Below are 26,541 nucleotides of genomic sequence, written 5' to 3'. Positions count from 1 at the left end.
TCCGTATGACGTACAGCGGAACGGTGAAGGTCGGCGGACCGGCGGATGTGCATGAACTGCCCGCCCTGATGATCTCCAAGGTGGCCGTGGGGCCGATGGACAACAACGCCTATCTGCTGCGCTGCCGGGCCACCGGCGAGCAGCTGCTGATCGACGCGGCCAATGACGCCTCCACGCTGCTGACCCTGATCGGTGACGACGGCATCGCGTCGGTCGTCACCACACACCGCCATGGCGACCACTGGCAGGCCCTGGCCGAGGTCGTGGCGGCCACGGGGGCGCGGACGTACGCGGGGCGGTACGACGCCGAGGGCATCCCCGTCCCCACCGACGTCCCGGTCGAGGACGGGGACACGATCCGCGTCGGTGAGATCGAACTCACCGCCCTGCATCTGGTGGGCCACACCCCGGGCTCGATCGTGCTGGTCTACGACGACCCGCACGACCACGCGCATCTGTTCACCGGCGACTGCCTGTTCCCCGGCGGCCCCGGGAGGACCGGGACCCCGGCGGATTTCACGAGCCTGATGGACGGGATCGAGACCAAGATCTTCGCGGCCCTGCCGGACGAGGCGTGGATCTACCCAGGGCACGGCAACGACTCCACTCTCGGCGCCGAGCGCCCGCAGCTCGCGGCCTGGCGGGCGCGGGGCTGGTGACGGCTGGCCCGGCCCTTCGCTGACACGAGAGAGAGGGGGCGAGCGGCAGTACTGCCGCTCGCCCCCTCTCCGTTGCGCCTGTTCCGTGAGGATCAGGCCGTACCGCGAGGATCAGGCCGTTCCGTGAGGATCAGGCCGTTCCGTGAGGATCAGGCCTCGATGCTGTCCTTGTCCTTGCTGTCCTTGCCGCCGTCCGTCCCGGCGGCGACCGCGTCGCGCTCCGCCTGCTTCTTCGAGGCGATCAGGCTGGTGATCGTGGTGACGATCAGGACACCGCAGATGACCGCCAGCGAGACCGGAATGGAGATCTCGGGGACGTTCACCCCGGTCTCGTGCAGCGCGTGGAGCACCAGCTTCACACCGATGAAGCCCAGGATGACCGACAGGCCGTAGCTGAGGTGCACCAGCTTCTTGAGCAGCCCCCCGATGAGGAAGTAGAGCTGCCGCAGACCCATCAGGGCGAAGGCGTTGGCGGTGAAGACGATGTACGGGTCCTGGGTCAGACCGAAGATCGCGGGGATGGAGTCCAGCGCGAACAGCACGTCGGTGGTGCCGATGGCCAGCATGACCACCATCAGCGGGGTCAGGATCCGCTTGCCGTTGCTCCGGATGAAGAGCTTGGTGCCGTGGTACTTGTCGGCGACCCCGAAGCGCTTCTCGATGGACTTCAGGAGACGGTTCTCCTCGAACTCCTCTTCCTCGTCGTCCGAGCGTGCCTCCTGGATGAGCTTCCAGGCGGTGTAGATCAGGAACGCGCCGAAGATGAAGAAGACCCACGAGAAGCTGGCGATGATCGCGGCGCCGGCCGCGATGAATATCGCGCGCAGGACCAGGGCGATCAGCACACCGATGAGCAGCACGCGCTGCTGCAGATGCGTGGGAACCGAGAACTTCGCCATGATCAGGACGAAGACGAAGAGATTGTCGACACTGAGCGACTTCTCGGTGATGAAGCCGGCGAAGAACTCGCCGGACGCCTGCCCCGTCCCGAACACCATCAGGCCGAGGCCGAACAGCGCGGCGAGGGCGATCCAGACGACCGTCCAGATACCGGCTTCCTTCATCGACACGTCATGGGGCTTGCGCCCGATGAAGAAGTCGACAGCGATCAGGGCGGACAGACCAAGAATGGTCAGCACCCAGAGATTCATGGAAACGTCCACTGTGCCTCCGGCTTCGTACGGCTACAAATCAGCGTCGTCGCTGCCGGAGGTCTCTTCCACCCGGGCGGCTTCCGCCGCTCCCCGGGCCGACGCCCCGGGATCGATGGCGATCCGTATTGACGGGCACGTCGCGATGTGGGAGTACTCCCCTCCGCTGCCAAGAAGAGTACAGGAAAGACCAAGGAAAGGTAAAGAAAGAGGTAAACGATCGCCAAGTGTGCAGGTCAGGCCAGGATCAGCGACGCCACGTACGGCGAGCGGACGCCACCTGTTCCAGCACCTGGAGGAGCACCCGGCTCCTCGGCGGCACCGCCGGTGGTTCGTAGGTCCAGGCGTGGCCGACCCAGGGATCGGCGAGGTGATCGTCCGGGACGGGGGTGATCCGGAGCAGCGTCCGCCAGAGCGGGTCCAGCACCGGTCCGTACCCGCTCGCGTCCTCGCGGTCCGCGACCATCAGCAGATGCACGCCGACGGCGGGCCCTTCATCGGCCAGATAGCGCAGCTGGGTGACCGCGCGGTCGTCGAAGCCGTGCGGGAAGTCATTGACGATCAGCAGCTGCTCGGCGGTGTCGAGACCGGGCGGCAGGGATTCGGCCGCCCCGGCGCGAAGCGCCATCTGCACCAGATCCACCCGCTGGGTGAGCGCCGCGAGGACGGTCGCCACTCCCCCCGCACCCGTCGCGGGCGGCTGGTCCAGCACTCCGGACGCGGTCAGCGGGGCCAGTGAGCGCGCCCCCGAGCCCGCCGGGTCGATCACATGGACGGTGAACTCTCCGGGCGGGTAGACGGCCAGGAGGCGCGCGGCATGGGCGACCGCGGTGTCCATGGCCAGCCCGCGCAGCTGGGCGTCGTCCATCATCAGCGCGGCCTCGGAGCCGGAGCGGCCGCTGTCGACCCAGAGCCCGCGTTCCAGGGGCAGCCGCACCAGCATCGGTATCCGCAGGTCGGGGCGCTCGGGCAGATGGACGTCGCCGAGGCGGAGTGCCATCGGGATCTCCATCGGAACGCGGTAGCCGTGCCAGACGGGGTTGTCCCAGCGGGCGTAGGCATACGGCAGCGCGGGCTCGACGACCTCGGACTCGGCGACGAGCTGGGCGAGATCGCGGTCGAGGGCCTCGCGTGCCTGGCCGGCGAGCTGGTCGTGCTTGGCGCGGGCGGCCTCGCGGGCGGTGTCTCCCGCTCCGCCGATGCGCAGGCGGGGGTCGGAGAGGACGCGGTCCAGCTCCTGGTCGAGACGCGACTCGGCGAAGTCCATGGCGCTGCGGTACGCGGCGACCGTGCGGGCCAGGTCTTCGAACATGCCCCAGACCTGGTTGTAGAGGCGCTCGTCCAGGGACCAGCCCGTGGCGTCGCCCGCGACGGGACGGGGCGGCCGGCCCGGCTGCGCGGGGCCCGTGGCCGGGGGCGGAGTGGGAGGCGTGGAGGTACGGCGGCCCGGATGCGTGTAGTTGACCGCCCCGCCCGCGCCGCCCACATCACCCGTCCCGCCCGTGCCGGGCTGCGGGCCTCCGGGCGACGGCGGTCCGGACGAGGACGGCCCGGCGGACGGCACGGTGTCGGGCGCGGACTGCGGCGCGGGGGCGGGCCCCAGGGCCGGGGGCAGCCCCTCGGACCTGCGGCGCCTGCCGTCGGCCGCACCCGGCAGGGGTGTCTGTACGGCGCTGGCCAGATGGCCGGCCACCGCCTCATGGATACCGGCGGCGAAGACACGGGCCTGCGGCAGGCCCTGGTCACCGAAGAGCTCGGCGAGGCCGCCCGCGTACCCCTGGCCGACGGCCCTGACCTTCCAGGCGCCCTGGCGACGGTACAGCTCCAGGGCCACGACGGCGGTCTCGGAGTCCAGCCCGGTGAGGGTGAAACTGGCGACCTCCGCGCCCTCGGTGGAGGTGACGGCCGCGAAGGGGGCCGCGGTGGCGCCGAAGCGGTCGGGACCGCCGACGCCCTCGGGGAGGGCGAGCAGAGCGCGCACCAGATGCACGCGCGGGGGCAGGGCTTCGAGATCGACATGGAAGCGCAGGCCCGCGGCGGCCTGGCGGGACACCTCGATGCCCGGGAGCGAGGGCGAACCGGGGTGGACGATCCACTCCGTGCCACCGACGGTGCCCTGGGCGTCCGCGAGCGTGGCGCAGGCCATGACCGGTGTGCCGGCCGTCACCCGGATCTCCAGTCGGGTGTGGGGCAAGGGGTGGTTCTGCCCCCGGACCAGCTCGGCCGTCATCGCCTCTGTCCCCTCATCGGTTACGCGTCGGTGTTCAGGTGTGGGTGTACAGCTCTGTACGGGTGTTCCGGTGCGGATGCTCAGGTGCGCGTGTTCATGTGCGGGGGGGGGAAGGGTGCGGTGCGAGGTCAGAGGCGCGGCAGCCCCCGGTGGCCTGCGCCGGCCTCCGGGAGCTGCGCGTACGGGACGACGACGTCGCCGCGTCCTACGGATGCGGGATGTCGCCGCGTCCTACAGATGCGGCAGGATCGACGGCATCAGGTCCTGGAACGTACGGCCGTTGGCCGGGTTGCCGAGGGCCGTCATCTGCCAGCCGGAGCCGACGCGGTGGACCTTCGCCATGATCTGCGCGGTGTACTGGCCCCCGCCGTCGAGCGTGTAGCGGGCCATCTCCTGGCCGTTGGTCTCGTCGACGATGCGGCAGAAGGCGTTCTGGACCTCCTGGAACGTCTGGCCGGTGAAGGAGTTCACCGTGAAGACGATCTGGTCGATATGGACCGGGATCCGCTGGAGGTCGACGAGGATCGCCTCGTCGTCGCCGCCCTGGCCCGCGCCGCCGACGAGATTGTCACCGGTGTGCCGTACCGAGCCGTCGTCGCTGACGAGATGACGGAAGAAGACCACGTCGACCGGCTGCTTGTCGGCGAACAGCACCGCCGAGGCGTCCAGGTCGATCTCGCGGGTACGGGAGCCGAACAAGCCCCGGCGCGGGGCGGCCTGCCAGCCGAGCCCCATGCGCACCGCCGTCAGGGTGCCGCCGCCCTTCTTCTCCAGGCTGATGGCCTGACCCTTGGTCAGATTGACGCCAGGGCCTCCGGTCGCGCCGCCCTTGGATACGTCCGCCACGCGCTGTCCCCTCTCGAATGGTTCCCCCGCAACCGTCCGTATGCGGTTGCGCAGCACCCTACGCAGTCACGCGGACAGCGCAGGAGACTTGGACCGTTTTTGTGTCGGTCTTGCAACACACCAGGTGTCCCGGTGTGTCAGGCGAGCCCCGCCTCCCTCATCTGCCGCAATTCCTTCTTGAGTTCGCCCACTTCGTCGCGCAGTCGCGCGGCGATCTCGAACTGCAGCTCGGCGGCGGCGGCCCGCATCCGGTCGGTCATCTCCTCGATGATCCCGGCCAGTTCGGCGGCGGGCCGGTCGGTGAGCACCGCGCCCGCGGTCCCGGCCTTGCCGCCCTTCGCGGACTTCGCCCCGAGCGAGGGGACCGGGGCCTTGGCCGGCTTGCCGTCCTTCGACTGCCGGTAGCCCGTGCCGAGCAGGGCCTCGGTGTCGACCTCCTCGCGCGCGATGGTCGCGACGATGTCGTTGATCTTCTTGCGGAGCGGCTGGGGGTCGATACCGCGCTCGGTGTTGTACGCGATCTGCTTCTCACGGCGCCGGTTCGTCTCGTCGATCGCCTGCGCCATCGCCGGGGTGATCTTGTCCGCGTACATATGGACCTGGCCGGACACATTGCGCGCGGCCCGGCCGATGGTCTGGATCAGTGAGGTGCCCGAGCGCAGGAAGCCCTGCTTGTCGGCGTCGAGGATCGCCACCAGGGAGACCTCCGGGAGGTCGAGGCCCTCACGCAGCAGGTTGATGCCGACGAGGACGTCGTACTCACCGGCGCGCAGCTCACGCAGCAGCTCGACCCGGCGCAGGGTGTCCACGTCGCTGTGCAGATACCGGACCTGGATGCCCAGTTCCAGGAAGTAGTCGGTGAGGTCCTCGGCCATCTTCTTGGTGAGCGTGGTCACCAGGACGCGCTCGTCCTTCGCGGTCCGCTCGCGGATCTCATGGACCAGATCGTCGATCTGGCCCTCCGTGGGCTTGACGACGACCTCGGGGTCGATCAGGCCGGTGGGACGGATGATCTGCTCCACGAAGCCGTCGGAGCGGGACAGTTCGTATGCCCCCGGAGTGGCGGAGAGATAGACGGTCTGGCCGATCCGCTGCTGGAACTCCTCCCACTTCAGCGGGCGGTTGTCGAGCGCGGACGGCAGCCGGAAGCCGTGGTCGACCAGCGTCCGCTTGCGGGACGCGTCCCCCTCGTACATCGCGCCGATCTGCGGCACGGTGACATGCGACTCGTCGATGACCAGCAGGAAGTCCTCGGGGAAGTAGTCGAGGAGCGTGTTGGGCGCGGAGCCGGGGGCGCGGTCGTCGAAGTGCATCGAGTAGTTCTCGATCCCCGAGCAGGAGCCGATCTGGCGCATCATCTCGATGTCGTACGTCGTACGCATCCGCAGTCGCTGCGACTCCAGCAGCTTGCCCTGCTTGTCCAGCTCGGCCAGCCGGGTCTCCAGCTCCCGCTCGATGCCGTTGACCGCCTTCTCCATGCGCTCGGGGCCGGCCACGTAGTGGCTCGCCGGGAAGATGTACAGCTCGTCGTCGTCGCTGATGACCTCGCCGGTGAGCGGGTGCAGCGTGGAGAGCGCCTCGATCTCGTCGCCGAACATCTCGATACGGACGGCCAGCTCCTCGTAGACCGGGAAGATCTCGATGGTGTCGCCCCGGACCCGGAAGGTGCCCCGGGTGAACGCGAGGTCGTTGCGCGTGTACTGGATGTCGACGAAGCGGCGCAGCAGCTGGTCCCTGTCCAGCTCCAGGCCCACCTTCAGCGGCACCATCCGGTCCACGTACTCCTGGGGTGTACCGAGGCCGTAGATGCAGGAGACCGAGGCGACGACGATCACGTCGCGCCGGGTGAGAAGGGAGTTCGTCGCGGAGTGGCGCAGCCGCTCCACCTCCTCGTTGATGGAGGAGTCCTTCTCGATGTAGGTGTCCGACTGGGGGACGTACGCCTCGGGCTGGTAGTAGTCGTAGTACGAGACGAAGTACTCGACGGCGTTGTTGGGCAGCAGCTCGCGGAATTCGTTGGCCAGCTGGGCGGCGAGCGTCTTGTTCGGCGCCATCACCAGCGTGGGCCGCTGGAGCTTCTCGATCATCCAGGCGGTCGTCGCCGACTTTCCCGTGCCGGTCGCGCCGAGCAGGACGACGTCCTTCTCGCCCGCGCGGACACGCCGCTCCAGGTCGGCGATGGCCGTCGGCTGGTCGCCACTGGGCTGGTAGGAGCTGACGACCTCGAAAGGCGCCACCGTACGTTCGATCTTGGAAACGGGCCGCATGGATCCACCGTACGACCCCGCACTGACAGTGGGGCTGCGAGCGGCGCCGGATCACCCGGGGTGACCGGCGGCTCACCCGTGTCACCAGTCGTGGAGGTCCTGGGAGCCGCGGCGCGGGGACCTGGCGGCCGTACGGTCGGCGTGCTCACGAAGGGCCGGCCGCGGCCGGAGCCGCTGCGCGGGCACCCCGCCCCGCCCGCACGGCCCGGTCACGGACCCCGCGGAGCGTGACCGCTCGGGACGGCCCGTCACCAGCAGCGGGTCGACCAGCACCGCCACACCGGCCAGCAGCAGGAAGAACGCCGGGCCGACCAGCATCGGGGCCAGCAGTTCGGTGGGCGGGGCGCCGCCCGAGTCGTCGACGGCGCCGTCCAGATGCACGTGGACCGCGGCCATCGCGGTGTAGTGCATTCCGGTCGACGCGACGCCCATCACCGCGCTGGCGGCCAGACCGGCCAGAAATCCGCGGTGCGAGACGACCACCCAGATCGCCGCCGTCGCCGCGACGACGGCGATCATGACGGAGAGCGCGACGGTGACAGTGTCGTATCCGACGCGGCCCTGTAGCCGTATGCCGGCCATGCCGAGGTAGTGCATGGTGGCGAAACCGAGGCCGGTGATGATGCCGCCGGTGACGAGCGTCATCGGGGTCGTGCCGCGGTACCCCACGATGAATATCCCCACCCCGACCATGACGATCCCCACGACGAGGCTGGCGAACGTCGTGAGCCGGTCGTAGCCGACCGGCACCTCCGAGACGCTGAACCCCATCATCGCGATGAAGTGCATCGTCCAGACGCCGGAGCCGATCGCGGCCGATCCCAGCGCGAGCCCGCCGGGCTTCCAGGAGCGTCTGGCACGGAGGGATCTCGCCGTGCAGCGCAGGCCCAGAGCCGCGCCGAGGCAGGCCATCAGAAAGGCCACTACGGGGGTGACGAGACCGTAGCTGAATCCGTCGATCGTGCCCTGCATAGCGGTATGCCCCTCACCCCTCGTGCTCCCTGTGCGAAAGCGCCGGCTCGGGCGAGGGTAGGACGGCCGGCCCGGTCAGCAAACAGGCCGTCGGCGTTTTGTCGACACGAAACGGCGCGACCCCAGGGTACGGGGCGGCCCCGCGCCGGTGTGGCTTCATGATCTCACCCCATCGTTCCGGTCCGCCGCGTGACTTCACGTGGTGGCCAACCTTCGCCTGTTCCCCGTTGGCCGGGGGCTGTCACGCTCTGGCCGACCGTCATCGCACGACGCGAGGAGTACACGTGTCCACACGCACCTCAGTGACAACGGCCGCCGCACTGCTGGGAGTCACGGCACTGGTTCTGCCCGGCGCCGCCACCGCGAGCGCGGGCCCGGCCGCCGGGTCCAAGAGCGGGAGCCCCGTCGTCATCGCGCACCGCGGCGCCTCCGCCTACGCCCCGGAGAACACGCTCGCGGCCGTCGAAGCGGCCGATGACCTGGGCATCGACTGGGTGGAGAACGACGTCCAGCGCACCAAGGACGGCCGGCTCGTGGTGATCCACGACGACAACCTCCAGCGGACCACCGATGTGGAAGAGGTCTTCCCCGACCGGGCGCCCTGGAAGGTCAAGGACTTCACGGCGGCGGAGATCGCCCGGCTGGACGCGGGCAGCTGGTTCGGCGAGCGGTGGGCGGGCGAGCGCGTTCCCACGCTGAAGCAGTATCTGGAGGCCGTCGAGGCCAACCGGCAGAAGCTGCTCCTGGAGATCAAGGCGCCCGAGCAGTACCCCGGCGTCGAGAAGGACATCCTGCGGGTGCTGGGCCGGGAGGGCTGGCTCAGCCGCTCGCACGTCCGGAACAAACTGGTCATCCAGAGCTTCGGCGCGGACAGCATCCGTACGGTGCACCAGCTGCGTCCGGACCTCACGACCGGCTTCCTCGGCGCGCCCGCGGTGGCCGATCTGCCCGCGTACGCGGCGTTCACGGACCAGATCAACCCGGCGCACGCGGCGCTCACCGGCGACTACGTGGCCGCGGTGCACCGGCTCAGGGGCCCGCACGGCAAGCCGCTCACGGTGAGCACCTGGACGGTCGATGACACGGCGGGCGCGGTGCGCGTCCGGGATCTCGGCGTGGACGGCATCATCACCAACAAGCCGGACCTGGTCCGGGACGCGGTGGGCTGAGGCCGGAAGCCGGCGGTCCGGGGCCGGAGGGCGGTCTCAGGGCCGTTGTCAGTGGTGGCCCGTACCGTGGTCGGCATGGACAACTACGGGCAGTCGCCGGTGGAGTGGACGGTCGTGCCCACCGGCATCGGGCCGCTGCTGCTGGCCGCGACCGGCCAGGGGCTGGTGAGCGTCGTCTTCCATGTCGACGGACCGGTGCGGGAGAAGGCGCTCGGACAGCTGAGGGACCGGCTGGGCACCGAGCCCGCCGAGTCGGCGTCGGGGCTGCTGGCCGAGCCGATACGCAGGCTGTCCGCGTACTTCGCGGGCGAACTGCGGGAGTTCGGGCTGCCGCTCGACTGGTCGCTCTCCACGGGCTTCAACCGGCAGGTGCTGCGCGAGCTGGCGACGGGCGTCCCGTACGGCACCGTGGTCGGTTACGGCGATCTGGCCAGGCGGGTGGGCCAGCCGGCGGCCGCCCAGGCGGTCGGCGCGGCGATGGGCTCCAACCCGCTGCCGGTGGTGGTGCCGTGTCATCGCGTGGTGGAGAGCGACGGCGGGCTCGGCGGCTTCGGGGGCGGCCTCGAGACGAAGCGGCGGCTGCTGGCTCTGGAAGGGGTGCTCCCTGAACCGCTCTTCTGAGCCGCCTCCTCGTACCCTAAATAAGCCGGATCATGCGCTTTTACCGCCACTTGTCCGCTTTCAGTGCCGGGATTAGGCTTATCGGTGGAGAACCACGGCGCTTACAGCCCGGCGGGCCGCAGATGTCTCCCCGGGGCGTCCTGCCCCGGGGAGGGACACGTTCCGTACCGGCACGTCCCGTACCGGCACACACCTCGGCCGCACTGTCCGGACGGTGGCCGTCTCCAGCACACAGGCCGAGTCATCCGCTGGACGAGGAGAGCCGAAGGGACGGCGAGTCAGGATGAGCGGAGGAAACAAGGCAGTCGCATACATCAAGCCGGGTGAGGTGGATGTGAGGACCACCGACTACCCGACGCTCGAACTGCAGGACGGGCCGGGTGTGGCTCCCGCGAACGTAGGCCGGAAATGCCGCCACGGGGTCATCCTCAAGGTACTCGCGACCAACATATGCGGCAGCGACCAGCACATGGTGCGCGGCCGGACCACGGCACCCGAAGGCTTGGTACTCGGCCACGAGATCACCGGTGAGGTCATCGAGCGCGGCCCCGATGTCGAGTTCATCAACGTCGGCGACGTCGTGTCGGTGCCGTTCAACATCGCCTGCGGCCGCTGCCGCAACTGCAAGGAACGCCAGACCGGTATCTGTCTGAACGTCAATCCCGCCCGTCCCGGCGCGGCGTACGGCTACGTCGACATGGGCGGCTGGGTCGGCGGACAGGCGGAGTACGTGATGGTGCCGTACGCCGACTTCAACCTGCTGCGCTTCCCCGACCGTGACGCGGCGCTGGAGAAGCTGCTCGATCTGACGATGCTGTCGGACATCTTCCCCACCGGCTACCACGGCGCGGTGACGGCCGGCACGGGCGTCGGCTCCACGGTGTATGTCGCGGGTGCGGGACCTGTCGGTCTGGCCGCCGCGGCCTCGGCCCAGTTGCTCGGCGCCGCGGTCGTCATCGTCGGCGACCTCAACGCCGAACGGCTCGCGCAGGCGCGCAGTTTCGGCTGTGAGACCGTCGACCTCACCAAGGGGTCGGTCGAGGACCAGATAGCCCAGATCCTGGGCGAGCCCGAGGTGGACTGCGCGGTCGACGCGGTCGGCTTCGAGGCACGCGCGCACGGCAAGGACTCCAAGGAGGCTCCCGCGACCGTCCTCAACTCCCTTATGGGTGTGGTCAGGGCGGGCGGCGCGCTCGGTATCCCGGGGCTGTACGTCACCGACGACCCGGGCGGTATCGACGACGACGCCAAGAGCGGCACGCTGAAGGTCAGGCTGGGCCTGGGCTGGGCGAAGAGCCACACGTTCAGCACCGGACAGTGCCCGGTGATGAAGTATCACCGCGGCCTGGCGATGGCGATCCTGCACGGCAAGGTCCACATCGCGAAGGCCGTCAACGCCACGGTGATCTCGCTCGAGGACGCCCCGCGCGGCTACGACGAGTTCGACCACGGCGCGAGCCGGAAGTACGTGCTCAATCCGCATGGCGCGCTGAACGGGGTGGTGGCCGCCTGAGTGATCCCGGGCGGTGGAGGGCGCGGTCGGCACCGCGCCCTCCACGGCGCCCGGGGCCGGGCATCGAGCCGGGTGCGCGGACGATGCCCGTCGACGCGCGGAGGAGGGCGCGGAGGTTCCCGCGCGCGTTCCCCCGCGCGTCGACGTTTGCGTCCGCGCGGGATGTGCCATGGATGGGGACATGCCAGACATCACTTCGCAGCTCTCCCCGGAGGTACGGGAGGCGCTCGCCGCGCACCGTCCCGTGGTCGCCCTCGAATCGACGATCATCGCGCACGGACTGCCGCGCCCGCGCAATCTCGCGGTCGCGGAGGAGCTGGAGGCGCTCGTACGGTCCAGCGGCGCCGTACCCGCCACGGTCGCCGTGCTGGACGGCCGGCCCCAGGTGGGCCTGTCCAAGGACCAGTTGGAACGGGTCGCCCAGGACGACTCCGTACGGAAGCTGGGCCATCGCGATCTGGCGCCCGCGCTCGCGGCGGGCGCGAGCGGTGCGACGACCGTGTCCGCCACGGCGTTCCTGGCCGCGCGGGCCGGGATCCGGGTCTTCGCGACGGGCGGGCTCGGCGGGGTCCACCGCGGCTGGACCGACACCCAGGACGAGTCGGCCGATCTGCGGCTGCTGGCCAGGACCCGGATCACCGTGGTGTGCGCGGGCGTCAAATCGATCCTCGACGTACCGGCGACGCTCCAGCGGCTGGAGACACTGGGCGTCGGCGTCCTCGGCTACGGGACCGACCGGTTCCCCGGCTTCTATCTGGCCTCGTCCGGTGAACCGGTCGACTGGACGGTCCGTACCCCCGAGGAGGTCGCGGCGGTGATGGACGCTCAGGACGCGCTCGGCGGGCCGGAGGCGGCGCTCATCGTCGCCAACCCCGTACCGGAGGCGGAGCAGCTGGATCCGAAGCTGCACGACCGGGTGCTCGCGGAGGCCCTGACGGAGTGTCATGAGCGCGGGATCGGCGGCCAGGCCGTCACTCCGTTCCTGCTGGACCAGCTGATGCGACGCACGGGCGGCGCCTCACTGGAGGCCAATCTCGCGGCGGTGCGCGGCAATGTGTGGCTCGCGTCGCGCATCGCGGTGGCACGGACCACGGCGGCACGGACCGCGGCGGGCGGATGAGCGCCGGTGCCCCGGGCGGTGGGCTGCTGGTGATCGGGGACGTGGTCACCGATGTGGTGGCACGCCACCGCACCCCGCTCGCGCACGGTACGGACACGGCCGCCGAGATCCGTACGCTGCCGGGCGGCGCCGGGGCCAACGCGGCCTGCTGGGCCGCGCGCTCCGGGTGCGCGGACGTACGGCTCCTGGCGCGGGTGGGAGCGGAGGCGCGGGAGTGGCACGAGGAGCGGCTGCGGCGGGCGGGTGTACGTCCCCGTCTCGTCATCGACGACCGGGTGCCGACCGCGACGGTGATCTGTCTGGTCGACGCGTCCGCCGAACGCACACTGCTCACCGACAGCGGCGCGGCGCTGCGGCTGTCTCCCGCCGACTGGTCGCCGTCCCTGCTGGACGGGGTCGGCAGGCTGCATCTCTCCGGCTATCTCTTCTTCGCCGAGACGAGCCGTCAACTGGCCTCGGCCGCCATGGAATCGGCCGTGGAGCGGGGCGTTCCGGTGAGTGTGGACCCCGCCTCGGCGGGCTTCATCAAGGAGCTGGGCGCGGACCGGTTTCTGGCATCGGCCGAGGGTGTGGAGACGCTGCTCCCGAACGCGGACGAGGCCAGGCTCCTCACCGGGCTGACGAGCGTGGCGGACGCGGCCGCCGCGCTGAGCCGGCGGGCCGGGGTGGCGGTGGTGACCCTGGGCGGGGACGGCGCGCTGGTGGCGGAGGCGGGGGCCGTCACGGCCCGGGTCCCGCCGATCCCGGCACGCGCCGTGGACTCCACGGGGGCGGGCGACGCCTTCACCGGCGCGTTCCTCGCTGCCCGGCTCGCGGGGGCGGACCCGGTGGCGGCCGCGGCGGCGGGCTGCGGGGCGGGGGCGCGAGCGGTGGCGACGGTGGGAGGCCGGCCCTGACGCGGGGGTGGGAGGCCGGCCCTGACGCGGGGCGCCTCCGCCGACGCCCTGCCCTCCTGCCTCAGGGGCTCTCTGCATGCCTGGGCCCGGGGGTCCGCCGAAGCCCATGCCGGCCGAGCCGTCGGCCGCTGTCCGAGGCCGTTATCCGAGGCCGAGGCCACTATCCGAGGCCACCCCACGCCGGATGGCGCGGATCGTCGGTCCGAACGACCACATCCGACGCCTCGGCCGGGTCCACCTCCCGCTCGTACCGCTCGAAAGCGGGGAGCGTCCAGCGTTCGTTCTCGTCGGTACGGCGCCTGAGCGCGGCCGGTGACAGCCTCAGATGCACCGTGAGGTCGAACGGGAACCAGTGCCCCAGCAGCAGCGGTCCGTGCAGCACCAGCACACCACCGGGCGGGAGTTCGCTGTGCGGGCTGCGGGTCGCCCGGTCGGTGGCCGGGTCCCAGAGGTCGGGCAGCACCCGTCCGGTACCACCGGGCTCCAGCGGCCCGAAGACCTCCCGCCACAGCGCCCCGGTGTCGAACCAGCCGCTGTAGTACGACTCGGGGTCCTCGCGCCCGTACTCGTACCGCAGCGACGCCGGCCGCAGGAACCCGGCGGTCCCGACGACCAGTACCGACCGGCCTCGTACCCGCAGCGCCTCCGCGAGCGCGGCGGCCCGCTCGCCGGTCCCGGCGGCCGGTGCTCCGTCGATGGCGACGCGGAGCCAGGGACCGCCGTCCGCCGCCCCGGTCTCCAGCACCCGGTCGGCGACGGCCTCGGTCAGCCGCTCCCACGTGATCGCTTCGAGTCGCACCCGCCCATCATCGTCCAGCACCCCTCGCTCAGGGCGCGTCGGCCCCCGCCGGCCACCGCCGGTCAGCAGGGTTCAGATCCCGGTCACGGGAAGAGCCTGCTCGGCCCAGATGGTCTTGCCGCCCGTGCCCTGGCGAGTGCCCCAGCTCTGTGTGAGCTGAGCGACGAGCAGGAGGCCACGGCCCCCCTCGTCGAACACCCGGGCCCGGCGCAGATGCGGGGCGGTGTTGCTCCCGTCCGAGACCTCGCAGATGAGGCTGCGGTCATGGATGAGGCGCAGTTGGATGGGTCCCTCGGCGTATCGGATGGCGTTGGTGACCAGTTCGCTGACCACCAGTTCCGTGGTGAAGACGGCCTCTTCCAGCCCCCAGGCGGCCAGTTGTCCCGCAACGTCCCTGCGCGCCTGGGCCACCCCGGCGGGATCGCCGTCCAGCTCCCACGTCGCGACCTGGCTCGCGTCGAGAGCGCGGGTGCGGGCGAGGAGCAGGGCGACGTCGTCGGCGGGGCGGCTGGGGAGCAGCGTCTTCAGTACGTTGTCGCAGGTGTCCTCCAGCGGCGCGGCGGGCTGCGCGAGGGCGGTGCGCAGCGCGGCGAACGATTCGTCGATGCCGCGCTCGCGTGATTCGACGAGGCCGTTGGTGAACAGCGCGAGCACGCTGCCCTCCCGCAGCTCCACCTCGACGGATTCGAAGGGCAGATTGCCCAGGCCGAGCGGGGGCCCTGCGGGCAGGTCGAGGAAGTCGACAGTGCCGTCCGGGGTGACCATCGCGGGCTGCGGGTGTCCGGCGCGCGCGACGGAACAGCGACGGGACACCGGGTCGTAGACCGCGTAGAGGCAGGTGGCGCCGACGTCCCCGGCGGCGTCGGCCGCGGCGCCCGGGTTCTGTCCGCTCGACGCTTCCGCGGCCAGATGGTTGACGAGGTCGTCGAGGTGGGTGAGCAGTTCGTCGGGCGGCAGATCGACATCGGCGAGGGTGCGTACGGCCGTACGCAGCCGGCCCATCGTGGCCGACGCCTGGACGCCGTGGCCGACCACGTCGCCCACGACCAGGGCCACCCGCGAACTGGACAGCGGGATCACATCGAACCAGTCGCCGCCGACCCCGGCTCCCGTGTCCGCGGGGAGGTAGCGGAAGGCGAACTCGACCGCCGCGTGGTCGGGCAGCGCGCGCGGCAGCAGGCTGCGCTGAAGGGCGAGCGCCGTGTCGCGTTCGCGCGTGTAGCGGCGGGCGTTGTCGATGCAGACGGCCGCCCGCGCCGTGATCTCCTCGGCGAGCAGCAGATCGTCCAGCTCGAAGGGGGCCGGGCTCCGGTGGCGCGAGAAGGTGGCCACTCCGAGGATGGCGCCGCGAGCACGCAGCGGGACGGCCATCTGTGAGTGGAACCCGAACGCGCGCATCTTGGCGGCGCGCCGCGGGTCACCGGCGTCCCAGCGGGCCATGGAGGCGTCCGTCACCTTCCTCATGACGCCCCGCTGGGTGAACAGGGACTCCGCGGCGGGTGAGCTGTCGGGGTAGAAGGAGGTGTCCCCGAACTCGACCACGGCTTCCGGAACGCCCTCATAGATGGACTGGCAGGCGACGCGCCGCAGCCTGACCCCGCCGGGCAGCGGTCCCGCGGGTGCCTCGCCGCCGCCTCTGCTGACCTCGGGGAGCAGATCGACCGTGACGAAGTCGGCGAGCGCGGGGACCGCGACATCGGCCAGTTCCTGCGCGGTGCTCACGACGTCGAGGGCGCTGCCGATGCGGGTACTGGCCTCGTTCACCAGAAGCAGCCGCTGCTGGGCCCGGTTCTGCTTGGTCATGTCGTGGACCGCCACGACGACACCGCGTGTCCGGCCGTCGCCGTCCCGCAGCGGGGCGATGGAGACCGACCAGGCGAACTCCTGGTCGCGGCCCGGCAGGCGCAGCGAGAATTCGAGACGCTGTGGTTCGCCCGTCTCCAGCGCCCGCAGCATGTGCCGCTCGGTGTTGTCGATCTCCGGGGCGGGCATGGCCTCGGGCAGCCGCAGCCCGCGTACGTCGTCCTCGGTGAGGCCCAGCAGCCTTTCCATGTCTTCGCTCACGTGCCGCAGCCGCAGCCGGGTGTCGTAGACGGCCGTCGGACAGGGCGACTGCATGAAGACCAGTTCGAGCAGGTACGGATCCTCGAAGTCCGGTTCTTCGGAGTGCGGTTCTTCGGGGTGCGCTTCTTCGGAGCGCGGGACCTCGGAGCGCGGGACCTCGGAGCGCGGGACCTCGGAGCGCGGGACCGTCCCCGTCAGCGGGGAGACGAGAAACCACTCGGTGGCGCCGTCGTCCGTCGTACGGCGATGTGCCAGCAGCCGTACGTCCAGACGCTCGCCGTTCCGGTGCAGCAGCGTCACCGTCCCGCTCCATCTGTCCGGCAGGGCGGCCGGGTCCAGCGTCGTCGGATCCAGCTCCACCGGATCGAGCGCGTCGGTGCGGGACCGCGCCCTCGCCCCCTCCGCGAGGAGCCCGGCGGCCGGCCGTCCGATGATCTCCGACGGCCGGTGACCGAGCAGCCTGCGGGCACCCTCGTTCCACTCCGTTACGGTGCCCCGCGCGTCGATGACCACCCTGGCCGTGGCCGCCTCGTCAAACGGATAGACCGGCTCGCCGCGGGGATCGGTCTCCTGGGGATCGTTCGACCGGACGGGCTGGTCGTCCCGCGCGGAGTCCGGTCGCCTCATCGTCGCTCATCTCACCCTGCCTGCCCCCAACCGCCGGGGAACGAGATCCCGGCCCCCGGCGGGCCTCCAGTGGCTACTGACGCCTCCAAGTATGACATCAGTGACGAATACGGCTATTTCTGTCACCTCGGGCGATACCTCAACGGAACGTCGGCGATATACCAACGGAACGTCACCAGGAGCAGCGCCCCCTTGCCCCCGCCCCCTTGCTCCCACTCGCCCCCGCTTACCCCCTGCTCATTCCCCTCGCAGCACCTTGGCCAGCGGCCCGTCACCCGAGACCTCGATCCGCCCGTCGCGCACCCCGTCGCCCACCGTCAGCGCGCCGCCGCTCAACGCGCGGCAGGTGTCGGCGTCGAGCACGAGGCGGGCGTCCGGGCTCTCCGCCGGCCCGTCGCCGTACACCGGATCGTCCGCTCCGAGCCGTACATGGAACGCCCCTTCGTCCAGCCGGACTTCCACCACACCCTCCCCCGTCCCGCCACCCAGGCCCGAGCCCGCCGGGCCCGACAGCCCGTCCAGCACCGGAAGCAGCGGCACGGCGAACCAGTGCGCCCGTACGGCATCGGTGGGCCTGCGCTCCTCCAGCGCCGGCGCGCCCCACTCCGCCAGAGCCGTGAGGACCGGCAGCAGCCCCCGCCCCCGCTCGGTCAGCTCGTACACGTACGCCGCGGCCGGGGGCGGCAGCTTGCGGCGCAGGGCCAGGTCATCGCGCTCCATGTCCTTGAGCCGGGAGGCGAGCACATCCGTGCTGACACCCGGCAGATCGGCGTGCAGATCGGTGTACCGGCGGGGGCCCGCCAGCAGCTCCCGGACGATCAGCAGGGTCCAGCGGTCGCCCACGGAGTCGAGGGCACGGGCGGTGGCGCAGTACTGGTCGTAGCTTCGGCGACGTGACATGTGACGGATTCTAGACATGTTGTTGGACTTTCCAAGCTCGGACTTGGTAAAACCAAGTATCGCACCAAGGTCTGGGAGGCCACCGCATGGAATTCCGGCAGTCGAGCAAGCTCAGCGAGGTCTGCTACGAGATCCGCGGCCCGGTGATCGAGCACGCCGACGCCCTGGAGGAGGCGGGCCACAGCGTCCTGCGTCTCAACACCGGCAATCCCGCGCTCTTCGGGTTCGAGGCGCCGGAGGAGGTCATCCAGGACATGATCCGGATGCTGCCGCGGGCACACGGCTACACGGACTCGCGCGGTGTCCTCTCCGCGCGCCGCGCCGTGGCGCAGCGCTACCAGACCATGGGACTGCCCGAGGTCACGGTCGATGACATCTTCCTCGGCAACGGCGTCTCCGAGCTGGTCTCGATGGCCGTCCAGGCGCTTCTGGAGGACGGCGACGAAGTCCTGATCCCGGCCCCCGACTTCCCGCTCTGGACCGCTGTGACGACGCTGGCGGGCGGCCGTCCCGTGCACTATCTCTGCGACGAGTCCGCGGAGTGGTACCCGGACCTGGACGACATGGCGGCGAAGATCACCGACCGTACGAAGGCCGTCGTGATCATCAACCCCAACAACCCCACAGGCGCGGTCTATCCGCGCGAGATCGTCGAGGGCATCCTCGATCTCGCCCGCCGCCATCAGCTCATGGTGTTCGCGGACGAGATCTACGACCAGATCGTCTACGACGACGCGGTGCACCACACCGCCGCGGCCCTCGCACCCGATCTGGTGGTCCTCACCTTCAGCGGGCTCTCGAAGACGTACCGCGTGGCGGGTTTCCGCTCCGGCTGGCTGGTGGTCACCGGCCCCAAGCAGCATGCCCGCAGCTATCTTGAGGGCCTGACGATGCTCGCCTCGATGCGGCTCTGCCCCAACGCGCCCGCGCAGTACGCCATTCAGGCCGCGCTCGGCGGCCGGCAGTCCATCAAGGAGCTGACCGCGCCGGGAGGCAGGCTGTACGAGCAGCGCGACCGCGCCTGGGAGAAGCTCAACGAGATCCCCGGGGTCTCGTGCGTGAAGCCGAAGGGCGCCCTGTACGCCTTCCCCCGGCTGGACCCCAAGGTGCACAAGATCCACGACGACGAGAGGTTCGTGCTGGATCTGCTGCTGCGGGAGAAGATCCAGGTCGTACAGGGAACGGGGTTCAACTGGCCGCGCCCCGACCACTTCCGGATCCTGACGCTTCCGTACGCGGACGATCTCGACGCGGCCATCAGCCGGATCGGCCGCTTCCTGAGCGGCTACCGCCAATGACCCGCCCCCGCACCCCGGGGCGGCTCCGCCCCGGGCGGCTCAGAGCCGTACGGGCAGCGCGATCAGGCCCCGGGCACGGGTCGAGGGGCGCCACCGCAGTTCCTCGTACGGAACGGCGAGCTCCAGCCGAGGGAACCGCTCCAGCAGCGCGTTGAGCGCGATCTCCATCTCCAGCCGGGCGAGCGGTGCGCCGAGGCAGTAGTGGATGCCGTACCCGAGGGCCACCTGCCCGGCCGTATCGCGGTCGAGGTCGAGCCGGTCGGGGTCGGTGAAGCGGTGCGGGTCGCGATTGGCGGCGGCGAGGGACAGCATGACGGTCTCCCCCGCCGGCACCGTCACCCCGCCGATCGTCAGATCCTCGACCGCGAACCGCCGGATCGCCAGCAGCGCGGGCCCCTCGTACCGTGCAAACTCCCCGACCGCCGCGGCCGTCCTGCCGGGCTCGGCGCGCAGGGCCGCCAGCTGCCCGGGGTGCTGGAGCAGGGCGAGGACGGAGTTGCCGATGAGCTGGACGGTGTTCTCGTACCCGGCGAAAAGGATGAGGAAGGCCAGCGACATCAGCTCGTCCTCACTGAGCCGGTCACCGCCGTCCCCACGGGGCGCTCCCGCGTCACATGGCGCCCCGCCGCCGGCCTCCTCACCCTCGTCGCGCACCGCGATCAGCGCCGAGAGGAGATCGTCCCCGGGCTCGGCCCGCTTGTGGGCGAGCAGTTCGGTGAAGAAGGCGAGCATGGCGGCGATCGCCTCCTTCATCCGCTCGGGCCGCGCGGGATCGGGGGCCATCAGGGCGTCCGTCCACTCCCGGAAGTCACGCCGGTCGCGCGCCGGTACACCCAGCAGTTCGCAGATGACGACGATGGGCAGCGGCGCGGCGTACGAGGCGACCAGATCGGTGCGACCGCCGGATTCGAGGGCGTCGAGCAGTTCGTCGGCGGTGCGCCTGACCGGTCCCCGCAGCTCCTCGACGCGCCGCGTGGTGAACGCCCGCGCGACGAAGCGTCGGATACGGGTGTGGTCCGGCGGATCCATGTTGAGGAGATTGGCGTCGAGGGCGGGCGGCAGCCCGAAGCCCCGGTAACCGCCGGGCAGCGCACGGCTCTTGTCGAGGGAGAGCCGGGGATCGGCGAGCGATTTCCGTACGTCCTCGTAGCGCGTGACGAGCCAGGCGGGCCGTCCGTCGGGCCCGACGATCCGCTGGACGGGCGCGGTCTCACGCAGCCGCGCGTACACCTCGTACGGATCCGCCAGCAGCTCGCCCGTCGGATCGTAGAGCGACTGCGGTGACGTTCCGGCGGATTCCGTGAGGGCCATGATCCCATCCTAAACAGCCGGACGGGCGGCGGCTGTTGACGGCGGGCGGACGGGGACGGCCCGCCCGTACGGAGATGGCCGAGGCGCTGACCGGCGGGTTCACCAGAGCCTCCCCCTTGGCATGGACCTGTTCAGAATCCTCGGCTACGCTCCGGCTGGCACCGCCTGAGAGCGCTCTCAGGCGCCTGCTGTTCCACCCCCACCATGCTGGAACACAGAAGGGCCACATCCCTTGAGACGTACGACAGTGATACGCACCGGTCTGTCCGCACTCCTTCTCCTCGGCACGTGGGCCGCCGCCGGGCTCGCACCGGCCGCCGCGGCCCCCTCCCCCGCCTCCGGAGCACCGGCGTCCACCGGTCTGCTCACCGCCATGCAGAAGGACCTCGGCCTGACGGAGAGTCAGGCCAAGGCGCGTCTGGCCGCGGAGAAGACAGCGACGGCTGTCGAGGGCAAGGCGAAGCGTGCGGCGGGAGCCTCGTACGGCGGCTCCTGGTTCAACCCGGACAGCGGCACGCTGACCGTCACGGTCACCAGCGCCCAGAAGGCCGACGCCGTACGGGCGACCGGCGCGAACGTACAGCTCGTCAAGCACAGCGCGCGGCAGCTCGACGCGGCCAAGGAGCGGATCGACGCGCTCTCCGCGCCGGCCGGTGTCAGCAGCTGGCATGTCGACCCCAAGGCCAACCGCGTCGTGGTCAATGTCGTCGCGGCGCAGAAGAGCGACAACGATGTCCGTGACTTCCTCGACCGCGCCCGGCAGGCCGGCCCCGTCACGGTCAAGGAGACCGCCCAGGCTCCCCAGACCTTCGCCGCGGGCACCGTCGGCGGCGACCCGTACTACACGGGCAACGTCCGTTGTTCCATCGGCTTCTCCGTACACGGCGGCTTCGTCACGGCCGGCCACTGCGGCCAGGCCGGCGCCTCGGTGAGCGGCTGGGACGGCTCGTACATCGGCAACTTCCAGGGCTCGTCCTTCCCCGACAACGACTACGCGTGGGTGAATGTCGGCAGCGGCTGGTGGACCGCCCCGGTGGTCCTCGGCTGGGGCTCCGTCTCCGACCAGCTGGTCCGCGGTTCCAACGAGGCCCCGATCGGTGCCTCGATCTGCCGCTCCGGCTCCACGACCCACTGGCGCTGCGGCAACCTCCTGGCCAAGAACGAGACCGTCAACTACAGCCAGGGCGCCGTCCACCAGATGACCAAGACCAGCGTCTGCGCCGAGGGCGGCGACTCGGGCGGCTCCTTCATCAGCGGCGACCAGGCCCAGGGCGTGACCTCGGGCGGCTGGGGCAACTGCAGCGGCGGCGGCGAGACCTGGTACCAGCCGATCAACGAAATCCTGGGCCGCTACGGCCTGACCCTTCACACCGCCTGACCTACGACACCGTCCGAACCTGAGACGCCGTCCGACCAACGACGCCGTCTGCCCCGCGGGGAGATCAGCCCTGCGGGGAGGTCAGCCCTTCGGGGAGATCAGCACTTCGGGGCAGGCCGGTGGAGCGGTTGACGAGGCCGGGGGTACGGAGAGCGCGCGCAGCGGTCCGGCGCGGTCGTCCCGTACTCCCGGCTTCGGTCGTTTCCGCGGACCGGGCCCCGGCACCCCCTCCGTCACCGCCGCCCCGCTCGCCTCACTGCCCCGCGTCAGCGGCCGAGGAGGGCCGTCAGGGCGCCCACCGGGTCGGTGTCGGGGGTGCCCCTGGGCCACCAGTCCTCACGGTCCCGGTCCGACTCATAGCCGTACCAGAGGGCGTCGCGGCCGAAGCGGAGCTGGAGGGACGGGGTGGAGAGGCGGTTGCGCCAGGGGCGGAAGTGGGGGAAATCGGCGGCTGCCAGGGCGGGGCGGGCACGGTCGAAGGGTCCGGCCGGCGGGTCCCAGGGCTCTTCCAGTACAGCGAGGCCCGCCAGGCCGCCCTGCCGCCAGGCCGCCACGGCGCGGGCCAGGTCGGTGGGGGTGCGGTCGAGTGCGGTGGCCAGGTCCCGGTAGAGGGCACGGGTGGAGGCGGTCAGCCCGGAGCCGGGGTGGGCGGCGGCCAGCCGTACCGCGTCCTGCCAGGGCGTGAGGGCGCCGATGGGATCGAGGCCGGTGGTCAGGAACGTATGGGCGCGGGCCGCCGCTTCGGTGGCGAGCAGGTCGAGAGCGAGCGGGTCGGGGGCCCCGGGGGTCTGCGGATAGACGGGCGGCCGGCCCGGCTGCGCGGGTACGGGGAACGGCGGCGGAAGCACCGGGCGTGTACGTGGCGCGAGGGCGACGCGCGCCTCGACCGTGGGCATGGGCGGCGCGGCGGTGGTCCGTTCGGCCACCGAGCGGGTGGCGTTGCGCCGGGTGAGATCGGCCAGCACCTCGTGTTCACCGCGACCGCGCATCAGGAACAGCACGAACGGGTCCTCGTCGAGGAGCCGTGCCGTCTGGTAGCAGAGGGCGGCGGCGTGCTTGCACGGGTAACCGTCGTCCGGGCAGGAGCAGTCGGGGGTCAGATCGCGTCCGGTGGGGAGAAGATCGGCCGAGGCCGCGAGAGTGTGCGGCATGTCCTTGTCGAGCAGGGCGGCGATGTGGTCGGGGCGGGCCGCCGCGGCGTCGAGAAGATCCTCCCAGCCGGGGTCGTCGAGGGTACGGAGGCGGATCTCCGTACGGTACGGGCGGGGCCTCGAACCGTGGACATACGCCATGACCCGGCCGGGCGTGACCGTGATCGCGTCGACATGGCCGCGGTCCGCGTAGGCACGGCCGCGCTCGAGGCGGGCCGCGTCGAGCGCGGTGTCCTCCATGGACTCCACCCACGCGTTGCCCCACCAGGTGAGGGCGAAGTCGCCCTCGGCGGCCGGTCGCGGGGGCAGTGCGGGGAACGTACGCCGACGGTCGTCGTGCCGTGGGGCGGGGGCGCGGCGGGGGGTCATGACAGCCTCCGCAGGGAGACCAGGTCCGCGAGGTCACGGTCGGTCAGCTCGGTCAGGGCCGCCTCGCCCGAGCCGAGGACCGCGTCGGCCAGTGCCCGCTTGGACGAGAGCATGTCGGCGATCCTGTCCTCGACCGTGCCCTCCGCGATCAGCCGGTGGACCTGCACGGGCTGGGTCTGGCCGATGCGGTAGGCGCGGTCCGTGGCCTGCTCCTCCACGGCCGGGTTCCACCAGCGGTCGAAGTGGATGACATGGCCGGCCCTGGTCAGATTGAGACCGGTGCCCGCCGCTTTCAGGGAGAGGACGAAGACCGGGACCTCGCCGGACTGGAACCGGTCCACCATGCGTTCGCGCTCGGCGACGGGCGTGCCGCCGTGCAGGAGCTGGGACGGGAGGGCGCGCGCGGCGAGATGCGCGGAGAGCAGCCGCGCCATCGACACGTACTGGGTGAAGAGCAGGACCGAGCCGTCCTCCGCGAGGATCGTGTCGAGCAGTTCGTCGAGGAGGGCGAGCTTGCCGGAACGGCCGGTGAGCCGGGCCGCGTCCTCCTTCAGATACTGCGCGGGGTGGTTGCAGATCTGTTTGAGCGCGGTGAGCAGCTTCATGACGAGGCCGCGGCGCGCGATGCCCTCGGCCGCCTCGATGGCGGCCATCGTCTCGCGGACGACGGCCTCGTAGAGCGATGCCTGTTCACGGGTGAGCGCGACGGGGTGATCGCTCTCCGTCTTGGGCGGCAGCTCGGGCACGATGCCGGGGTCGGACTTCTTCCTGCGCAGCAGGAACGGCCGGACCAGCCGGGACAGCCGCTCCACCGCCTCCGCGTTGTCCACGTCCTTGATGTCGGCGCTCTTCGCGTTCTCGACGTTCTCCACGATCCGCGCGTGCCGGGCCCGGAACGCCTTCAGCGGGCCGAGCAGACCGGGGGTGGTCCAGTCGAGCAGCGCCCACAGCTCGGAGAGGTTGTTCTCGACGGGCGTGCCGGTCAGCGCGACCCTGGCCGGCGCCGGAATCGTGCGCAGCGCCTTGGCCGTGGACGAGAAGGGGTTCTTGACGTGCTGGGCCTCGTCGGCGACGACCATCCCCCAGCCGTGCGCGGCCAGTGCGTCGGCGCTGCTGCGCATCGTGCCGTACGTGGTGAGCACGAAGCCGCCCGGGATCCCGTCCTCCGAGATCCCGGCCAGGCTCCGCCCGGCGCCGTGGAAGCGGTGTACAAGGACGCCGGGCGCGAAGCGGGTGATCTCACGCTGCCAGTTGCCCAGGAGGGAGGCGGGGCAGACGACCAGGGTGGGGGCGGTGCGGGCCCGGTGCAGATGCAGGGCGATGACCGTGACCGTCTTGCCGAGGCCCATGTCGTCCGCGAGACAGCCGCCGAGCCCGAGCGAGGTCATCAGATCCAGCCAGGCGAGGCCGCGCAGTTGGTAGTCGCGCAGGGTGGCCGCGAGGGCGGGTGGCTGGGCGATCGCGGCCGGGCCGGTGGTGAGTCGGTCGCGCAGCGCGGCCAGCGCACCGGTCGGGACCGCTTCCACCGTCTCGCCGTCCACCTCGGCGGTGCCGGTCAGGGCGACGGCGAGCGCGTCGACCGGCTCCAGCAGCCCCAGCTCACGCTTGCGCGCCTTCCGTACGAGGGCCGGGTCGACGACGACCCACTGGTCGCGCAGCCGCACGATCGGGCGGTGCGACTCGGCGAGCGCGTCCATCTCCTGCTCACTGAGGGGATCGCCGTCGAGCGCCACCTGCCAGTTGAACGTGAGCAGTTCGGCGCTGTCGAAGAACGGGGTGCCGTCGGTGGCCGAGCCGGGCGCGGGGCGGACGACCGCCGCGGCGGTGAGCGTACGCGCCAGCTCCCTCGGCCAGTGGACGGCGACCCCCGCGGCGGCGAGACGGGCCGCCCCGGGGCCGAGCAGCTCGTACAACTCGTCCTCGGAGAGTGGCAGTGCGTCGGGGACGTCCCGCTCCAGCAGCCGGGCGAGCGGGGTCCAGACACGGGCCGCGCGGCGCAGGGCGAGCATCGCGTCGATCCGGGCGCGCGGGCCGAAGCTCTCGTCGCCCTGGCCGGCCCAGAGCCCTGAGGCGTCGATGACCAGGGTCGGGTCGGCCAGGCTGTGGATCTGGACGAGAGCGGCCCCGGCCCGTCGGACGGCCTGGGCCTCCTCGGCGCCGGGCCCGACGTCCGCGCCGGTACGGAGGGCACGTTCCGCCCGGCCGGAATCCATCTCCGGAACCGAGGCCGGGTCCGTACCCGACGCCGGATCCGTGCTTTCGGCCGGGCCCGTCTCCGCCTGATCGAAGAGGTCGTACGCGGAGAGGTCGAGGCGCAGCGAGACCCGTACCCCCGCGTCCATACCGGCCGCCGCCTCCGCGGCCCAGGTACGGGCGCCCGGCAGATGCTGCGCCTCCTGGGCGGCGAACGGCGCGCCCGCGGCGTAAGCGGCGGCGGGCGTACGCGGCAGGGAGTCCGCCACCGCGTCGAGGAACGCCCGTACCAGCGCTTCCGGGTCGGGCAGTTGGAGCGGGCTCAGATCCGGGACCGGTACGGCATGGGCCTCGGGGGGCATGGCCGCGGCGATGGCTCTCAGCTGCGCGATGTCATCGGCGTCGAGCGGCCCGGCGCGCCAGGCGTCGTGGTCGGAGGCGGTGAGGCCGGGCAGCAGTCTGCCGCGCCCGGCCAGCTGGAGCGCGTGCAGCGCGGCGGCGCCCCAGCACGCGGCGGCGGGATGCGCGGCCCGGTCACGCCGGGCGCGCACCAGCAGCGGGACGGCGTCGGCGACGGACAGCAGTACGGCGGGCACGGAGCGCGTATGGACATCGACCCCGCCCTCGCCGTCACCATCCCCGCCGTACCCGCCGTCGTCCCGGCGTCGTACGACCGTCAGCTCCCCCGGTCCGAGCCCGGTCGCGCCCGGATCACCCGACGCACCCGGTCCCGTACGGCCTTCACCGAGCGCACCGGCGGGCAGCTCCCCCTCCGGGGACCAGAAGGCGACCCGCCCCTCACGCGGCAGCCCGGCGGGCAGGAAGACGGCGGCGCAGCGGGCCAGGGCCGCCGTCGCGGCAGGGGCGGACAGAGACGTGGCGTTCTGCGCGGATTGCACGGATTGCACGGATTGCACGGATTGCACGGATTGCGTCATGGTCACCGCCTCCCTCCCGGCCCGGGATCCCTCAGGATCTGATTCCTCTGCGAGTCTAGGCCGGGGGTC

19 protein-coding genes are annotated in these 26,541 nt (G+C 71.4%); 8 read left to right on the top strand and 11 right to left on the bottom strand.

What is annotated here, in order from left to right; genetic code table 11:
* Nucleotides 1-5: 5 nt before the first annotated feature.
* Nucleotides 6-659: an MBL fold metallo-hydrolase gene (locus CU044_RS17295; RefSeq protein WP_129769570.1), complete on the top strand. Its 654-nt coding sequence runs from the start codon at nt 6-8 to the stop codon at nt 657-659.
* A gap of 149 nt (nt 660-808) precedes the next feature.
* Here CU044_RS17295 and CU044_RS17290 read toward each other — a convergent pair whose 3' ends face one another.
* The 5 genes from CU044_RS17290 to CU044_RS17270 form a co-directional block, all read right to left on the bottom strand.
* Nucleotides 809-1,822: a TerC family protein gene (locus CU044_RS17290; RefSeq protein ID WP_129769569.1), complete on the bottom strand. Its 1,014-nt coding sequence runs from the start codon at nt 1,820-1,822 to the stop codon at nt 809-811.
* 235 nt (nt 1,823-2,057) lie between these two features.
* Entirely contained in the window at nt 2,058-4,040 is a 1,983-nt protein-coding gene (locus CU044_RS17285) for a TerD family protein (RefSeq protein WP_129769567.1), read from the bottom strand.
* Between the two features lie 231 nt (nt 4,041-4,271).
* Nucleotides 4,272-4,838, bottom strand: a complete 567-nt coding sequence (locus CU044_RS17280; RefSeq protein ID WP_165371922.1) for a TerD family protein — start codon at nt 4,836-4,838, stop codon at nt 4,272-4,274.
* A gap of 185 nt (nt 4,839-5,023) precedes the next feature.
* Entirely contained in the window at nt 5,024-7,153 is a 2,130-nt protein-coding gene (gene uvrB, locus CU044_RS17275) for an excinuclease ABC subunit UvrB (protein ID WP_129769563.1), read from the bottom strand.
* Between the two features lie 81 nt (nt 7,154-7,234).
* Nucleotides 7,235-8,125 carry an MHYT domain-containing protein gene (locus CU044_RS17270; protein WP_129769561.1) on the bottom strand — a complete coding sequence of 297 codons (891 nt, stop codon included), beginning with the start codon at nt 8,123-8,125 and terminating at the stop codon, nt 7,235-7,237.
* A 284-nt stretch (nt 8,126-8,409) separates the two neighbouring features.
* Between CU044_RS17270 and CU044_RS17265 the strand changes: the two genes are divergently transcribed.
* The 5 genes from CU044_RS17265 (at nt 8,410) to CU044_RS17245 (ending at nt 13,444) form a co-directional block, all read left to right on the top strand.
* The gene (locus CU044_RS17265) at nt 8,410-9,294 is read left to right on the top strand and encodes a glycerophosphodiester phosphodiesterase family protein (protein WP_240045658.1); all 885 of its coding nucleotides are present in this window, start codon (nt 8,410-8,412) and stop codon (nt 9,292-9,294) included.
* A 75-nt stretch (nt 9,295-9,369) separates the two neighbouring features.
* A complete protein-coding gene (locus CU044_RS17260) occupies nt 9,370-9,915 on the top strand; it encodes a methylated-DNA--[protein]-cysteine S-methyltransferase (RefSeq protein ID WP_129769557.1) in 546 nt (181 codons plus the stop codon).
* 283 nt (nt 9,916-10,198) lie between these two features.
* Complete coding sequence (fdhA, locus tag CU044_RS17255; protein WP_129769555.1) at nt 10,199-11,428, top strand: formaldehyde dehydrogenase, glutathione-independent; 1,230 nt, start codon at nt 10,199-10,201, stop codon at nt 11,426-11,428.
* Between the two features lie 181 nt (nt 11,429-11,609).
* Nucleotides 11,610-12,548, top strand: a complete 939-nt coding sequence (locus tag CU044_RS17250; protein ID WP_129769553.1) for a pseudouridine-5'-phosphate glycosidase — start codon at nt 11,610-11,612, stop codon at nt 12,546-12,548.
* Complete coding sequence (locus CU044_RS17245; protein ID WP_129769551.1) at nt 12,545-13,444, top strand: PfkB family carbohydrate kinase; 900 nt, start codon at nt 12,545-12,547, stop codon at nt 13,442-13,444. The genes CU044_RS17250 and CU044_RS17245 overlap by 4 nt, the downstream gene beginning before the upstream one ends.
* Before the next feature lie 160 nt (nt 13,445-13,604).
* On the opposite strand, the gene CU044_RS17240 is transcribed toward CU044_RS17245, so the two are convergent.
* The 3 genes from CU044_RS17240 to CU044_RS17230 form a co-directional block, all read right to left on the bottom strand.
* Nucleotides 13,605-14,243 (bottom strand): uridine kinase, encoded by a 639-nt coding sequence (locus tag CU044_RS17240; RefSeq protein WP_129769549.1) that lies wholly within the window; start codon nt 14,241-14,243, stop codon nt 13,605-13,607.
* Nucleotides 14,244-14,315: 72 nt separating this feature from the next.
* Nucleotides 14,316-16,934 (bottom strand): SpoIIE family protein phosphatase, encoded by a 2,619-nt coding sequence (locus CU044_RS17235; protein WP_129769547.1) that lies wholly within the window; start codon nt 16,932-16,934, stop codon nt 14,316-14,318.
* Nucleotides 16,935-17,171: 237 nt separating this feature from the next.
* A complete protein-coding gene (locus CU044_RS17230) occupies nt 17,172-17,834 on the bottom strand; it encodes a helix-turn-helix domain-containing protein (protein WP_129769545.1) in 663 nt (220 codons plus the stop codon).
* A gap of 86 nt (nt 17,835-17,920) precedes the next feature.
* Between CU044_RS17230 and CU044_RS17225 the strand changes: the two genes are divergently transcribed.
* The gene (locus tag CU044_RS17225; RefSeq protein ID WP_129769543.1) at nt 17,921-19,132 is read left to right on the top strand and encodes a pyridoxal phosphate-dependent aminotransferase; all 1,212 of its coding nucleotides are present in this window, start codon (nt 17,921-17,923) and stop codon (nt 19,130-19,132) included.
* Between the two features lie 39 nt (nt 19,133-19,171).
* Here the strand turns inward: CU044_RS17225 and CU044_RS17220 are convergent, their stop codons facing one another.
* Entirely contained in the window at nt 19,172-20,443 is a 1,272-nt protein-coding gene (locus CU044_RS17220; protein ID WP_129769541.1) for a cytochrome P450, read from the bottom strand.
* A gap of 232 nt (nt 20,444-20,675) precedes the next feature.
* Between CU044_RS17220 and CU044_RS17215 the strand changes: the two genes are divergently transcribed.
* Nucleotides 20,676-21,821 carry a S1 family peptidase gene (locus CU044_RS17215; RefSeq protein ID WP_193563991.1) on the top strand — a complete coding sequence of 382 codons (1,146 nt, stop codon included), beginning with the start codon at nt 20,676-20,678 and terminating at the stop codon, nt 21,819-21,821.
* 266 nt (nt 21,822-22,087) lie between these two features.
* On the opposite strand, the gene CU044_RS17210 is transcribed toward CU044_RS17215, so the two are convergent.
* Nucleotides 22,088-23,341: an SWIM zinc finger family protein gene (locus CU044_RS17210; RefSeq protein WP_129769539.1), complete on the bottom strand. Its 1,254-nt coding sequence runs from the start codon at nt 23,339-23,341 to the stop codon at nt 22,088-22,090.
* On the bottom strand, nt 23,338-26,406 hold the full coding sequence (locus CU044_RS17205) for a DEAD/DEAH box helicase (protein ID WP_240045670.1): 3,069 nt from the start codon (nt 26,404-26,406) through the stop codon (nt 23,338-23,340). Before CU044_RS17205 ends, CU044_RS17210 begins: the two co-directional genes overlap by 4 nt.
* Nucleotides 26,407-26,541: the final 135 nt, after the last annotated feature.

It is taken from the genome of Streptomyces sp. L-9-10, assembly GCF_004151105.1.
Taxonomy (GTDB): domain Bacteria; phylum Actinomycetota; class Actinomycetes; order Streptomycetales; family Streptomycetaceae; genus Streptomyces.
The sequence above is the reverse complement of the archived record's forward strand: the minus strand, read 5'-3'. Positions and strand labels throughout refer to the sequence as shown.